Raw genomic sequence first — 13,433 nt, forward strand, 5'->3', positions numbered from 1 at the left:
CCCGCGGCCTCGCGCCCACCCGCCTGCCGGGTCCGCGACGCCGCCGTGAGCCGCTGACGATTGCCTGCGACAGCGCAGGCGTGGTCGTGCAAACATTGGCAGCATGTCGCAGCCGCGCACGATCATGGCCGATCCGGCCTGGCGCCCGAGCCCGAAGGCGAAGCTCCTGTGGACCGTGCAGGCCGCGCTGGCCTGGGCGATCCCGTTCGCGGCGCTGCTGGTGTGGGCGGTGCTCGACTCTGCGCACCGAGGGTGGCAGCTCGGATGGTTCCTGGTCGCGCTCGTGCCGGCCGCGCTGAATATCGGGGTGGCGCCGTGGTGGCGGTACGCCGTGCACCGCTGGGAGGTCACCGACGAGGCGGTCTACACCCGGGTCGGCTGGCTCACCCAGGAGAGCCGGGTCGCGCCGATCTCGCGGGTGCAGACCGTCGACACCGAGCGCGGTCCGCTCGAGCGCCTGCTCGGACTGGCCACGGTCACCGTGACCACCGCGTCCTCCGCGGGAGCGGTCCAGATCAGCGCGCTCGATCTCCCGGTGGCCGAAGAGACCGTGACGCGGCTGGCCCGCATCGCCGCCCAGCACCGCGGCGACGCGACATGAGCGCCGAGCCGGCCACCGGCCCCGCGCAGGCCGAGCAACCGTGGCAGCGGCTGGACAAGCGGATGCTGCTGGTCCATCCGATCACCGAGGTTGTGAAGTTCATCCCGGTGCTGATCGGGTCGGTGATCCTCGGTACCAGCAGCGGCAACCACATGTGGAGCATCATCCCGATCGTGCTGATCGTGGGGTTCGCGCTGACCCGCTGGTTCACCACGACGTACCGGGTCGGGCCGACGCACGTCGAGTTGCGAACCGGACTGCTGGCGCGCAAGAAACTGTCGGTGCCGCGATCGCGGATCCGCTCGGTGGACATCGAGGCGGACCTGCTGCACCGGATTCTCGGGCTCGCGGTGCTGGCGATCGGGACCGGCCAGCAGGCCGACTCGGGTGAGCAGTTCAAGCTCGACGCTTTGGACGCACGGGTCCTACCGCCGTTGCGCACCGCGCTGCTCGCCCACACGGCGGGCCCGGCGCACGCGCCAGAGGATCGAAAACAACCGCAGGAGAACGTATCCGGTGGTTTCACCGGGACGCGCACCCGAGGGCGCGAGATCGGGCACTGGAGTCCGGCCTGGGTGCGCTACGCCCCGCTGTCGCTGACCGGGTTCGCGATCATCGCGCCGATCGTCGGCCTCGCGTTCCAGTACGGGCTCGGCGAGATCGTGTTCCGGTCGGACGCGGTGCACGACGTGGAAGACGGCGGCGCGCTCGCACTCGCCCTCGCGGGAGCCGCACTGTTGGGCGCCATCGTCCTCGTGGTCAGCGGTGCGGCGTGCGCGCACTATCTGGCCACCTATTTCGGGCTGCGCGTCCGCGACGACGGCAAGACCTTGCAGCTGCGCCACGGACTGTTCACCACCCGACAGATCACCCTCGACCGGGCGCGGCTGCGCGGGGCGACGGTCAAGGAACCGCTGCTGCTCCGCCTGGCGGGCGGCGCCGAACTCGAAGCGATCATGACCGGCGAGAACCCGCGGCAGAAGATTCTGCCGCAGGCCCCGCGCGGCGCCGTCGAGCACACCCTCGGCCATCTGCTCGCCCCCGACGAGATACGCGACAGCGACCTACCCGGCGGTCCCGACGCGCGGCCCACGGGCGCGGGGGCGGCGGACGCGCACACCGTTCCGGCGCCGGGCAGCGCCCCGCTGATCGCGCACGGCCCGGCCGCGCGGCGCCGCAGGCATATCCGCACGCTCGCGCCTGTCGTCTTCATCGCGGCGGTGCTGGCCGCCATCTCCCTTGCCGGACAGTCTTATTCGCCGTGGTGGTGGCTACTGCCCGGCCTCGCCCTGCCGCTCGCGCTCGCGCTCGCGGAGGACCGCTACCGCGGCCTCGGGCACGCGGTGCTCCCCCGCACGGCAGCGGGCCCGACCTGGCTGATCACTCGGACCGGATCGCTCGACCGGGATCGCGACTGCCTGGAGGCGCCCGGCGTGATCGGCTGGACAGTGCGCCAGACCTTGTTCCAGCGGCGCGCCGGAGTCGCCACGGTGGTCGCGGCGACCGCGGCGGGCAAGAAGCGCTACGCGGTGATCGACCTTCCTGCCGACGAAGCATGGCAGCTCATCGAAGCCGTCACTCCGGGGCTGACCGCCGCGCGCTGAGCACCGCGCATCGGTGTCGCTGATCGGTTGCCGAGCGACCACGGAGTTCAATGGACGCCGTAGTGACTCGACCCGCCCGGCTCAATGGCGGCTGAAGATGTGCGCGTTCGCCTGGATGTAGATGTACGCCAGCGGCGGGAGCAGCCCGCTGAACAGCAACAGCGCCGTCCGCCAATCATTGCCGAGCAGAATGTCACCGCCCGGCCCCCTGCTCGCGCAGACCAGGAAGCCGAACGCCCAGGCCACCACGGGAAGACCCATGACCGCGGGGCGCCGGGTGACCGTTCGCACGCCCGCGACGAGCAGGACGTTCACCACCCCGGCCGCCACGACGGAGACCGGAAACGCCAAGGAGCCCAGGTAGGTCGGCAGGTACAGCACCTCGAGCGCCAAGGTGAGCACGGCGTCGAAGATCAGCAGCACGATGATCACCTGGCCCAGGGCGATGCCCCCTGGGAGCCGGATGGCGCCGGACGCCACGGGAGCGTGATCGCCTGCGTGGTCGTCGACCTTGGTCGTCACGGCACCGGAGGATAGCCGAGGAGGGTCAACAGGTGGCTCTGCATGTCGGCGAACGCGTACAGCACGGTCATATACAGGTCGTGCTGCTCCTGCCAGTGCGGCCGCATACTGTCGACGAACGCCGCGATCGCGTTCTGGAGCTCCCAGTTGTACATACTGCCGAGTCTATTCCGGCGTTCCCAGGCGCATGATCAGTTCTCCCGGTCGGCGGGCAGGCCGGCGACCACCGGGAACTCGCCGGTGGGACCACCACGCAGGTAGTGCGCGTGGCAATCCGCAGGCAACGCAGAATCGCCGGGATCCGTCATTCCACTCCGGCGAACAAATCGTGCTCCCGGCCGTCCGGGCCGAGCGGTCCGCGTCGACCTCGCACCAGGATGAAGTGTTCCTCGGGCAGCACCGGCTGGGCGACATCGTTCGACAGGGCGAATTCCCGACCGGACGGCGCGACGGTGACTTGCGTGGCATGTGCCCGCAGCGCGGCGCGCTTGGCCGCCAGCACGTCGGAGACGTCGATCGTGGTGGTGACCTCGTGGCTGGGCACGCTGGCGAGTTCGCCTTCCGCGGGCAGCCGCCAGCCAAGCGGCAGCGCGCCGGGCAGGCCGGCAGCCGTGCGCCGGGCCAGCGCGGTGGTGTGCGAGCGAAGCATGTCGGCGTCGGTGACGGTCCAGTAGAACTTCGGGGTGTCCCAGCCCTCGTCCGCGGCAGCCCGCACCGCGGCCGTGGTGATCTCGTGCGCGCGGATGTGGTCCGGGTGGCCGTAGCCGCCTCTCGGGTCGTAGCCGACCACCACGCGCGGTCGCAAGCGCAGCACCACGTCCGTGAGAGCCCGCACGGCCTCGTCCCCGGAGCGCACGAAGACCCGCGGCTTGTTCGCGGCGGGGGTTCCCGCCATTCCGGAGTCGCGCCAGCGGCCCGCGCCACCGAGGAAGAGCGGCGGCCCCGCGTCCAGCGCCTTCAGCGCACGGGTCAGCTCCAGCACGCGATAACCGCCGAGCTGGTCGGCGTACTGCGCGGCGAGCAGAGCCCAATCGTCGCCGATCACCTCGCCTTCCTCGCCCAGGGTGCAGGTGACCACGGTGACCGGCACGCCGCGACGGCGGTAGAGCGCGATCGTCCCTCCGGTGGTGATGGACTCGTCGTCCGGATGGGCGTGCACCAGCAGCAGCCCGCCGGTCAGCGCCGTCACGGGATCCTGCGCCACATGGACGCGTCGCCGAAGACGCCGACCTGGATCGCGCCGCTGAGCGAGGCGCCGTCCACCCGGGGACCGGACGCGGCGACGGCGTTGTCCTGCACAATCGGCAGCACCGTCGCCATGGCCCACAGTTTGGGCTCCGCTTCGGCGAGCACGCGTGCCACGTCGCCGCCTCGCAGGGCCTCGTCGATCGCGGGTTGCAGGGCCGGATCACATACCCCGGCCAGGTTGCTCGGAGCGCGCTGCGCCGCCTCGGCGATGGCCTGCGCCGGGCCGGTGGCCCCCGGCAGCGCGGGCGGCGGGCATCCATAACGGGACGCCAGCACGGTCGCCGGATCGGAACCGGCCACCTCCCAGCCGACGATCGCGTCGACCGTGCCCTCGATCAGTTCCTTGCCGTACAGCTCGTCGGCGGCGACGCTGCGCACCGTCGCGTCGATGCCCGCGCTGCGCAACTGGTCGGCGGCGGTGTTGGCCACCGCCAACGCGGTCGCGTCCCGGTCGACCGCCCCGATGCGCACGACCAGCGGCTTGCCGTCCTTCCCGACGGTGCGCGGCTGCGGTGCGGGCGAGGTCGGGGAGGTGGCGGGCGGTGGCTCCGGCGCGCGCCCGTATCCCGCGGCGGCGAGCAGCGCGAACGCTTCCTCCGCGGAGGGCCGCGGCGGGGCGGTCGGGGCATAGCCGGGGTCGGACGGCGCGAGCACCTGCGCGCGAGCCGGTTCCACCCAATTGCCGGTCTGCGCGCCGACCGTCGCCAGGAGGGCGGGATCCAGCAGCGCCAGCACACCCGAGCGCACCCGCGGATCGCTCAGTTCACCTTTGCGCCCGTTGAGCACCAGTTGCAGCACCCGCGACTGCGGCATTATCGCGGTCCGCACCGAGGGAATTGCCCCCAGCTGCGCCTGCGTCGCCACACCGCCGTGGACCAGCGCCATCTGGACGTCGCCGGTGCGCAGCGAGCCCGCCAGCTGCGCGGTGGTGCCGCCGCGGCGGAGCAGGATCTGACCCGGCATCGCCGGTGTGCCCCAGAACCGGTCGTTGCGTTCCAGCAGCATCTCGTCGCGACCGGGGTCCGCGGAGCGGATCCCGAACGGGCCCCCGGATACGCGGACGCCGTTGACCTGACCGTTCATTCCCCGGGCGAACCCGCCGGGGGCGTCTTTGAGCAGATGGGACGGCAGCAGATCGGAGAACAACTCGTGCCAGCCGGGATACGGCTGCGACATGACGACGGTGACCGTCTTGCCACCGGCCGACGAGTTCACATCCGAGATCAACCGGTATCCGGCCGGATCGACCACCCCCGGTTCGGAGATCATCTCCTGCCACAGGTAGCGGAAGTCCTCGGCCGCGATCGGCGCCCCGTCCGACCAGGACGCTTCGTTGCGCAGCTTGTAGGTGATCGTGAACGGTTCCTGCGCGGTCACCTCGGCGGAGATCAGCAACGACGAATCCGGCACCCATGCCGTCGCTCCGGGCCGTGCCGGATCGAGCACCGGCCGGAAGGGGCTGGGCAGCACCAGCGAGGCGATCGCCGAGGTAGCCGGGGACTGGTCCGAGCGCAGATGCGGATTGAAGGCGGTACCGAGGGTGTCCAAGGCGACCACCACGGTCGTCTCCGCGGGCTTGACCGGTGTGGTCTTCGGGCTGTCGGTGCTCTCGATGGGCGGCGGCGGGTTCGCCGCACAGCTGCTGATCAAGGTCAGCACTGCCACGGCCGGCAACAACGTGCGCCACGCTGCGCGTTTTCCTGCGCCCACTTTCACGCTCGGGAACTCTACCGTACGGTCGAGTCCGGTCGCAGATTCCTGCCGACGTCGAGGGAATCGCCGTGAGCGAGCTGTTATCGGCGCAGAACTAACTGCGAGCGCGCCGCCGGTCGATGAGGTCGCACGCCGTACGGTGTCAAACCTCGGCAAATATTCGGCGTACCCGCCACGGCCGCAATAGGCCGTTGCGGACCGGCGCGCGGAAGACCGGAGGATGCACGGCGAGGGCGCCCACGGAAGCGGCGGAGACATCGCTGCGCACCGAAAGTGAACAATTGCGCCGCCACGTTGAACGGCGCGGAAACTCACCCCTGCCGAGCCGTATCGGGCAGTAGCGCCGACGAGCCACCCAGATAGCACGATACTTGCACGTCAAGCTGATTTCGGTCCCCTGTACAGCCCGTCGGACGACAGCTCATCTCGGTCATGCGGGGAGCGAGACAACGCCACGAACACACTCCCCCGCCGACAATCTTCTCCGAACGTCAGGAGATCTCCGACAAGATTCGCGAGGCCCCGATGGCTCACAATTTTCGCACCGACCGAAATCACCTGGAAGCGATTATCCACACGGTCCCGCTCATTGCACATATCCGTGTGTCACATGGACTGAACGACTAGCGGAATATTCCGAACCATATTGCCTGGCAAACACGGTAAAGGCAGTTTTCCGATCCACCGCGACCCGGCACCGAGCAATTACAAATTGTTCTCGGACAGGCTACGTTCACAGCGAATTCACGACCCATCGGAACGAATTGCGACGTCGACCCACCCGCGCGCGGCCCTCCTGCGCGGCGATCACGCGGACGACACGTGAAGCCACCCGCAGGCGCTCCACCGGCACGGGTTCCGGCGTCGCCGACAGCGACAACCGGAACCCGTTCAGCCGGAAGAGATCTACAGCGCCGCGCGGTCGCGCGCCTTGCGCCGCGACAGTTCCCGCGCGCGCTCGTTCGCCCCGAGGATCACCTTGCGCACCCGGACCACTTCCGGGGTGACCTCCACGCACTCGTCGACGGCGCAGAACTCCATCGCGCCTTCGAGATCCAGTTGCAGCGGCTTGGCCAGGGTCTCGATCACGTCGGCGGTCGAGCTGCGCATGTTGGTCAGCTTCTTCTCCCGAGTGACGTTGATGTCGAGATCCTCCGCACGGGGATTCACGCCGACCACATGTCCCTCGTAGGTGTCCGCGCCGGGCTCCACGAAGAACTGCCCGCGGTCGGCCAGCTGGATCATCGCGAACGGCGTCACGGTGCCCGACCGGTCCGAGACCAGCGAGCCGGTGTGCCGGGCCCGGATCTCGCCCGCCCACGGCGCGTAGCCGTGCGACACCGCGTTGGCGATGCCGGTGCCGCGGGTCTCGGTGAGGAAGTCGGTGCGGAAGCCGATCAGACCGCGCGAGGGGACGATGAACTCCATGCGCACCCAGCCCGCGGCGTGGTTGCTCATCTGCACCATCTTGCCCTTGCGCGCGGCCAGCAGCTGGGTGATCGCGCCGAGGTACTCGTCGGGGCAGTCGATGGTCAGCTCTTCGTACGGCTCGTGCACCTTGCCGTCGACCTGCTTGGTGACCACCTGCGGCTTGCCGACGGTCAGCTCGAAGCCCTCGCGGCGCATGGTCTCGACCAGGATGGCCAGCGCCAGCTCACCACGGCCCTGCACCTCCCAGGCATCCGGGCGGCCGATGTCGAGCACGCGCAGCGACACGTTGCCGACCAGCTCCTGATCCAGGCGCGCCTTCACCATGCGGGCGGTCAGCTTGTGGCCCTGCACCCGGCCGACCAGCGGCGAGGTATTGGTGCCGATGGTGACCGAGATGGCCGGCTCGTCGACGGTGATACGCGGCAGCGCGACGGGTTCGTCGATGTCGGCGAGGGTGTCGCCGATCATGATCTCCGGAATGCCCGCGATGGCGACGATGTCGCCCGCCACGGCGAGTTCACCGGGCTGACGCTCCACGCCGATCGTCTGCAGCAGTTCGGTGATCTTCACCTGCTTGACGCCGTCGGCGTGCATCCACGCCACGTTCTGGCCCTTGCGCAGTTCGCCGTTGTGGATGCGGACCAGCGCGAGGCGGCCGAGGAACGCCGAGGCGTCCAGGTTGGTGACATGCGCCTGCAGCGGCGCGGTCGCATCACCCTTCGGCGCCGGGATGTGTTCGAGCAGCACGTCGAACAGCGCGTCGAGATTCTCGGCGGCGGGGGCGTTGCCGTTCTCCGGGCGTTCCTTGGATGCCTTGCCTTCTCGCCCGGAGGCGTACAGCACCGGAAGGTCGAGCGCGAGCTCGGCGGCCTCGGCGGCGGCGTCGTCCAGATCGGAGGCCAGGTCCAGCAGCAGGTCGTGGCTTTCCTCCACGACCTCCTCGATGCGGGCGTCGGGGCGGTCGGTCTTGTTGACCACCAGGATCACCGGCAGCGACGCGGCCAGCGCCTTGCGCAGCACGAACCGGGTCTGCGGCAACGGTCCCTCGGACGCGTCGACCAGCAGCACGACGCCGTCCACCATGGACAGGCCGCGTTCGACCTCGCCGCCGAAGTCGGCGTGACCCGGGGTATCGATGACGTTGATGACGGTGACCGAGCCATCCGGATGATGCCGGTGCACCGCTGTGTTCTTGGCGAGAATGGTGATGCCCTTCTCGCGTTCCAGATCTCCGGAGTCCATCACGCGATCGACGGGCTCGGCCCGCTCGGCGAAGGCGCCCGACTGGCGCAGCATGGCGTCGACCAGGGTCGTCTTGCCGTGGTCGACGTGGGCCACGATGGCGACGTTGCGGAAATCGCGTGCAGACGACACGCCTGAATCCTCCTGCTGTTCGGTGTGGGGCGCCGACGATGCTCGATGTCCGGCGTGAGTGGACCCTACGTGGTTACGCAGGCAGCCGCCTCCGGGTCCTGACGCTCACGCCGGGCTCCTTGCAAACGGGTGGAGAATCGAAACTCACCGGGCATCGCGGCCAAATACACCCTACCGGCAGTCGGTTTCGCCCTGCGTTTCAGGCTTTGTAGTTAGGGTAAGCTAACCCCCGTGGGCAAGGTCAAAGCAAAGAAGGTTTCGAGCCTGAAACCGAAGAAGAAGTGCTGTCGGAAGAAGACGCGCTGCTTGAAGTGCCCCGTGGTCATCATGCGGATGAAGAAGTGCGAAGCAGCCGGAGTCACCGGCAAGGATCTGAAGAAGGCACTCAAGCAGGCGCGTGCAGCCTGACCCCCGCCGCCACCCTTTCCGGGGCGGCCCGAGGCGAGTAGCAAGGAGTGTTATGGCCCAGCAGACACTGCTTTCCGATACCGAGATCGCCGAGGCTCTCACCGAACTGCCGGACTGGACCAGATCAGGGGACAACCTGGTCCGCACTGTCCAAGCGCCCACCTTTCCCGCGGGCATCGAACTCGTGCGCCGGGTCGCCGAGGCCGCGGAGGAGGCCGATCACCACCCCGACATCGACATCCGCTGGCGCAAAGTCACCTTCAGTCTGTCCACCCATTCCGCGGGCGGGCTCACCGCGCTGGACGTCGCCCTGGCGCACGAGATAGATCGGTTGTGTTGAATTTGCCGCGACTTCGTCGCGGCGGGTTCGCGGCCCTCTTGTGGCTCGTGTCCGAGCGAGGCCTCGAACGGCACATGCTCGCTCTCGCTTCGCTCGAAACCGAGGGTCGGGCCGCGGTGTTGCGGGCGACGGGCAGTCGGACTTCTCCGCTGTTATCGCGCCGAGCCCGGGACCGGAACCAGCCCTGAAGATCACGTTCGAGCACAAGCGGGCGGTGGCATTTATGCGGCGCGCGCGGGCCCTTCGGTCGGTACGCGCGTTTCCTCGTGCGGGCCCGAGCGGGCATGCCGGGGCCCGAAGCGCATCACCCAGAGGTAGAAGACCACGACGCCGAGCACGTCGACGGCGCCGAGCCAGGACAGGACGCCCGGGCGGGAGATGGTCCAGATCGAATCCTGGAAGAACGACAGCACCCACGGCACGCCGACGAGCATGGTCACCAGCCAGTATCCGGCCAAGATCCGCGCGCCGGGCGCCCGGCGCAGCGGCCCGTAGAGCAGCCAGAGCACCGTCGGCAGCAGCCACACCCAGTGATGCGACCACGAGATGGGCGAGATCATCAGCCCGAACAGTTGCACCACGATCAGCGTGCCGAGCCGGTCGTCGGGGGCGAGCGCGCGCCAGGCCAGGAATGCCAGCGCCGCGACCAGGACCACGGCCGCGATCCACCACGGGCCGGATTCCACGTCGTGACCGAGGATCCGGCTCAGGGCGCCGCGCAACGACTGGTTCCACACCGAGCCCACCGGGCCGATCCGATCGGCGTCCCCGAGCAGCGTGCCGAAGTATCGGCGCGCCTCGGTCGGCGCGATCAGGAAGCTCACGCCGACCGTCGCGCCGAAGACCACCGCCGACCACGCCACGGTCCCCCAGCGCCTGCGCGCGACGAAATACAGGCCGGTGATCGCGGGCGTCAGCTTGATGCCCGCGACGATCCCGACCAGTCCGCCGGAGATCCACCACCGCGAACTGCGCACCGCGAGCATCCCGCCGAGTACCAGGAACACATTGACCTGGCCATAGTCCATCGTGGTCCGCACCGGCTCCAGCCATAGCCCGAGCGCGGTCCAGCCGACGGTTGCGGCCCGCCACTGCGGCGTGCGCAGCCGCTGCGCGCCGAACATCAGCTCGAAAGCGATGTGCACCACCGCGTACAGTGCAGCGGCGATGGCCAGCAACCAGGCCACCGCGACCACCGTGAACGGCAGATAGTGCAGCGGGAAGAAGACCAGCGCCGCGAACGGCGGATAGGTGAAGGGCAGCGGGAAGTCCGGCGTCTTCTCCGCATAGGTGAAGTCGTAGAGCTGATCGGTCAGCAGCGCGGCCGACCCACCGACGTAGACGTGCAGGTCGACCAGGTTCATCCCATTCGGGGACAACAGCATCCAGAGCAGCCGGGCCAGCACGGACAGGCCGAGCATCGACACAGCCCATCGGAGGTGACGATTCAAATCGCTGGCTTTCGGCTCGGGTGCGGTGCGTCGGTTCGGCGCGCCCGGACTTCGATGTTCTGGCGACAGCGCGGACGGCACGGATTAGATTAACCGCAGCGCGAATGCGGTCGGCGCACCCCTGGAACCACCGGTAACATTTGCATCAACTTTCACACCAGTAACACAAAGGCGCGGTATGTTCTGCTAACACTGATCGCCCCCGGCGCCTTTCGGACGCCGCGGCTGTACACGTAGCCGCAATGTCCCTAGAGTGACCCCGAAACGATGGCTTTTAGCAATCGAACCCAGATGTACCCGAGGTAAGGACGGCCAGACCAGTGCTTCGCACCCGAGGATCGCGGATCGCATTGTCCGCACTCGCCATCGCGGCGAGTGCCACGCTCGCCGCGCCGACGACAGCAATCGCGGCCCCCGCGACCGCCCCCGCGGCGACAACGAACAGCGTTCCCATGGTTCCCGAAGGTGTTCCGGTGGATGCGCTGGCCGCGCTCGCCCCAGCCATAGTCGGCGCCATCGCGGGCCCCGCGGATATCGCGGGCCCTGCCGGTATCGCCGGACCGCAGTCGGCCATCCTGGATCAGGCGCGCAGGCTGTTGGCCACCTTGAACCTGCCGCCGCAGATCAAGTCCACACTGGAGCGGATCATCACCTTCCTGGACGGCAGCGGTGGCGGTGGCCCCGAGGTGCCGCAGGACGGCCCGGTGATCGCACAGTTCCTGTACCCGACCATCGGCAAGGGCTGCATCGGCCCGACCTCCGACTCCGTCGGCACCGCGCTGGCCGTGCCCGGCCCGGCCACGCTGCCGCCGCCGGGACCGCAGGCCGGTCAGACCGGGTTCGTCTTCACCGCCCTCGGCACCAAGTCGCCGACGCCGGTGCAGAACCCGCCGATGACGGTGCAGTGGCTCAACCTCGACACCCGCCAGTCCGGCGTCCAGCCGCTGACCGATGAGGCCAAGATCAACCCCGACGGGCCCGCCACGTTGTCCGCGATCGCCGACACCGGCTTCGGCCGTGTCGTCGCGGTCGTCTCCGGTTCGCTGACCACCAAGTCCGGTGAAGACGCGCCGCGGACCTGCTCGTTCCTGCCGACGCTCGGATTCTTCACCGTAGGCTGAGCCTTCCCGGCGAGGGCGGCGATCCCATCGGGATCGCCGCCCTCGTCGTTCGCCGCGAAGACCTCCGACAGATCCGCCGCCTCGCCCCACGAGCGGTCCGGACTGTGGTAGACCGCTAACTATGGCGACCACCGATTACTCGAAATCCACGGCCTGTTCGACACGGCCGGGTCATTCGATCCGGAGCAGGCGCTCACACCGATCCATCCTGTCGATACGCTCGGAAGGGTCGATACTGTCCATCGGATCGGCCTACTCCATCCTGTCCATCGGCAGCGTCGGCTCGGTGCTGTCGATCGGGTCGGTGGGGTCGTTCGGGTCGGCGATCTCGTCGTTCTCCTTCGCCAGCCTCGGCTCCGCGTTCTCCGGCGTGTCCCGGTGGTCGCTGTTCTCCTGGCTCGGCGACCACGAAGCGCCGGACAGCCGCCCGACGCTGCGCGTCGTCCCGGACGACGAACCCGACTTGCGCGTCGCACCGATGAGCCACTGCCAGACGTAGGTCGGTTGTTTGGCAGTGTTCGATTTGCAGCGCCTGCGGCGCTGCGTGTTCGCGGCCCCTTTATGGCTCGCGTCCGAGCGACCGCCGCTGGCGACTTCGTCGCGGACGCGGCGGCCGCTCGGACGCGAGCCGGGCCGCGAACGGCGCATGCTCGATCTCGCTCCGCTCGAAACCGTGGGTCGAGGTCAGCAGGGCGCGAGAGGTGGTAGACGCACGATCGGGGGGTTGCCGATGCCTTCGTTCGCCAACGGCGCTCCGAGTTGCTTCGCTCGTAACACGTGGCTGGGCCGATGCTGGGCGCCTGAATACGTGCCGCGATACCCACTGGCGCGTGGGGGAACGTCACGGATTCTGGGATATTCGAGGCACGGCGGTCGGCAGACCGGGATTCCGTTTCACCACTGCCCGTACTCGGGCGTGAGCACATTGTTCACATCGATCCCCACCCCGTCGATGGATCGTTTGTCGATCTCGAACTGGTGCAGATGGGCGGTGGGGTGCACGAAGCCCTTCGGGGTGCCCCAATTGTGCTGCCAGTACCAGGAACACAATCCCGCCGTCTGGGCCAGCTCGATGGTCGGGGTGTTCGCGTAGACGCCGGTGTTCTCCTTGCCGAGCACGGACTGCCAGCCCAGCAGGTACGGCGCGATCATGGTGGCGAAGTCGACCGGGGAGGGGTTGTCGTCGATGGACGCGTAGATCGGCACGTTGTCGGGGCCACCTGCGGCGCGGTGCAGCGCGAGCCCGCGCTCGGCGTGCCGCTTGCCCGCCTCCAGCCCGCCGCGCCAGTCCGCGGACGGCCCCTTGCCGAACTGGTAGCACGAAACGATCTGCAGACCCGCCGCTTTGAGGTCGTCGACCTCGGCGGAGCGTAGCGGTTTGCCCACCATCCACTCGGCCCCGGGCCTGCGATCGGATACATAGCGGATCACGCCGAGATGTCCCGCGTCCCGGATCGCCGCGGCCGAGGGCACGCCGCCCGCGTAATCGATCAGGGTGCCGAGCGAGGGCCGGGCGGAGGCCGGGGCCGCTGCCGCGGTCACGCCGACCACGGCCGCGGCGGCCGCGTAGGCGAACAGATCACGCCGGGACACCGAGCTGGAACGCATCGTGGACTCCTT

Annotated in this window: 13 protein-coding genes; 6 read left to right on the forward strand and 7 right to left on the reverse strand. The window is 69.0% G+C overall.

Features of this window, described 5'->3' with window-relative positions; all coding sequences use genetic code 11:
• The first annotated feature begins 103 nt into the window (after positions 1-103).
• Both ON19_RS24240 and ON19_RS24245 read left to right on the forward strand, forming a co-directional pair.
• Positions 104-601, forward strand: a complete 498-nt coding sequence (locus tag ON19_RS24240; protein ID WP_051169248.1) for a PH domain-containing protein — start codon at positions 104-106, stop codon at positions 599-601.
• Positions 598-2,205: a PH domain-containing protein gene (locus ON19_RS24245; protein ID WP_043697406.1), complete on the forward strand. Its 1,608-nt coding sequence runs from the start codon at positions 598-600 to the stop codon at positions 2,203-2,205. Before ON19_RS24240 ends, ON19_RS24245 begins: the two co-directional genes overlap by 4 nt.
• 81 nt (positions 2,206-2,286) lie before the next feature.
• Here ON19_RS24245 and ON19_RS24250 read toward each other — a convergent pair whose 3' ends face one another.
• The 5 genes from ON19_RS24250 to typA form a co-directional block, all read right to left on the reverse strand.
• Positions 2,287-2,727, reverse strand: a complete 441-nt coding sequence (locus ON19_RS24250) for a hypothetical protein (RefSeq protein ID WP_043697409.1) — start codon at positions 2,725-2,727, stop codon at positions 2,287-2,289.
• Positions 2,724-2,882, reverse strand: a complete 159-nt coding sequence (locus tag ON19_RS42935; protein ID WP_169334215.1) for a hypothetical protein — start codon at positions 2,880-2,882, stop codon at positions 2,724-2,726. The genes ON19_RS24250 and ON19_RS42935 overlap by 4 nt, the downstream gene beginning before the upstream one ends.
• A 149-nt stretch (positions 2,883-3,031) precedes the next feature.
• Positions 3,032-3,916, reverse strand: coding sequence for an N-acetyl-1-D-myo-inositol-2-amino-2-deoxy-alpha-D-glucopyranoside deacetylase (mshB, locus tag ON19_RS24255; protein WP_043697552.1), 885 nt, complete (start codon positions 3,914-3,916; stop codon positions 3,032-3,034).
• Positions 3,913-5,691: an ABC transporter family substrate-binding protein gene (locus ON19_RS24260; RefSeq protein ID WP_051169249.1), complete on the reverse strand. Its 1,779-nt coding sequence runs from the start codon at positions 5,689-5,691 to the stop codon at positions 3,913-3,915. The genes mshB and ON19_RS24260 overlap by 4 nt, the downstream gene beginning before the upstream one ends.
• 903 nt (positions 5,692-6,594) lie before the next feature.
• Positions 6,595-8,493: a translational GTPase TypA gene (gene typA, locus ON19_RS24265; RefSeq protein WP_043697415.1), complete on the reverse strand. Its 1,899-nt coding sequence runs from the start codon at positions 8,491-8,493 to the stop codon at positions 6,595-6,597.
• A 231-nt stretch (positions 8,494-8,724) separates the two neighbouring features.
• Here typA and ON19_RS42940 point away from each other — a divergent pair, with 231 nt between their 5' ends.
• Together ON19_RS42940 and ON19_RS24270 are read left to right on the forward strand one after the other, a co-directional pair.
• Positions 8,725-8,901 (forward strand): hypothetical protein, encoded by a 177-nt coding sequence (locus tag ON19_RS42940; RefSeq protein WP_085994939.1) that lies wholly within the window; start codon positions 8,725-8,727, stop codon positions 8,899-8,901.
• A gap of 52 nt (positions 8,902-8,953) precedes the next feature.
• Positions 8,954-9,241: a 4a-hydroxytetrahydrobiopterin dehydratase gene (locus ON19_RS24270; protein WP_043697419.1), complete on the forward strand. Its 288-nt coding sequence runs from the start codon at positions 8,954-8,956 to the stop codon at positions 9,239-9,241.
• Positions 9,242-9,462: 221 nt separating this feature from the next.
• Here ON19_RS24270 and ON19_RS24275 read toward each other — a convergent pair whose 3' ends face one another.
• Positions 9,463-10,773 (reverse strand): mannosyltransferase, encoded by a 1,311-nt coding sequence (locus tag ON19_RS24275; protein WP_372478678.1) that lies wholly within the window; start codon positions 10,771-10,773, stop codon positions 9,463-9,465.
• A 239-nt stretch (positions 10,774-11,012) separates the two neighbouring features.
• On the opposite strand from ON19_RS24275, the gene ON19_RS24280 reads away from it, so the two are divergent.
• On the forward strand, positions 11,013-11,813 hold the full coding sequence (locus ON19_RS24280) for an Rv1157c family protein (RefSeq protein WP_043697423.1): 801 nt from the start codon (positions 11,013-11,015) through the stop codon (positions 11,811-11,813).
• Positions 11,814-11,934: 121 nt separating this feature from the next.
• Positions 11,935-12,312 carry a hypothetical protein gene (locus ON19_RS40645; RefSeq protein WP_083899597.1) on the forward strand — a complete coding sequence of 126 codons (378 nt, stop codon included), beginning with the start codon at positions 11,935-11,937 and terminating at the stop codon, positions 12,310-12,312.
• Between the two features lie 395 nt (positions 12,313-12,707).
• Here the strand turns inward: ON19_RS40645 and ON19_RS24290 are convergent, their stop codons facing one another.
• A complete protein-coding gene (locus ON19_RS24290; RefSeq protein ID WP_043697428.1) occupies positions 12,708-13,421 on the reverse strand; it encodes a DUF1906 domain-containing protein in 714 nt (237 codons plus the stop codon).
• Between the last annotated feature and the right edge of the window lie 12 nt (positions 13,422-13,433).

The sequence above is a fragment of the Nocardia abscessus NBRC 100374 genome, from assembly GCF_000308455.1.
GTDB lineage: Bacteria > Actinomycetota > Actinomycetes > Mycobacteriales > Mycobacteriaceae > Nocardia > Nocardia abscessus.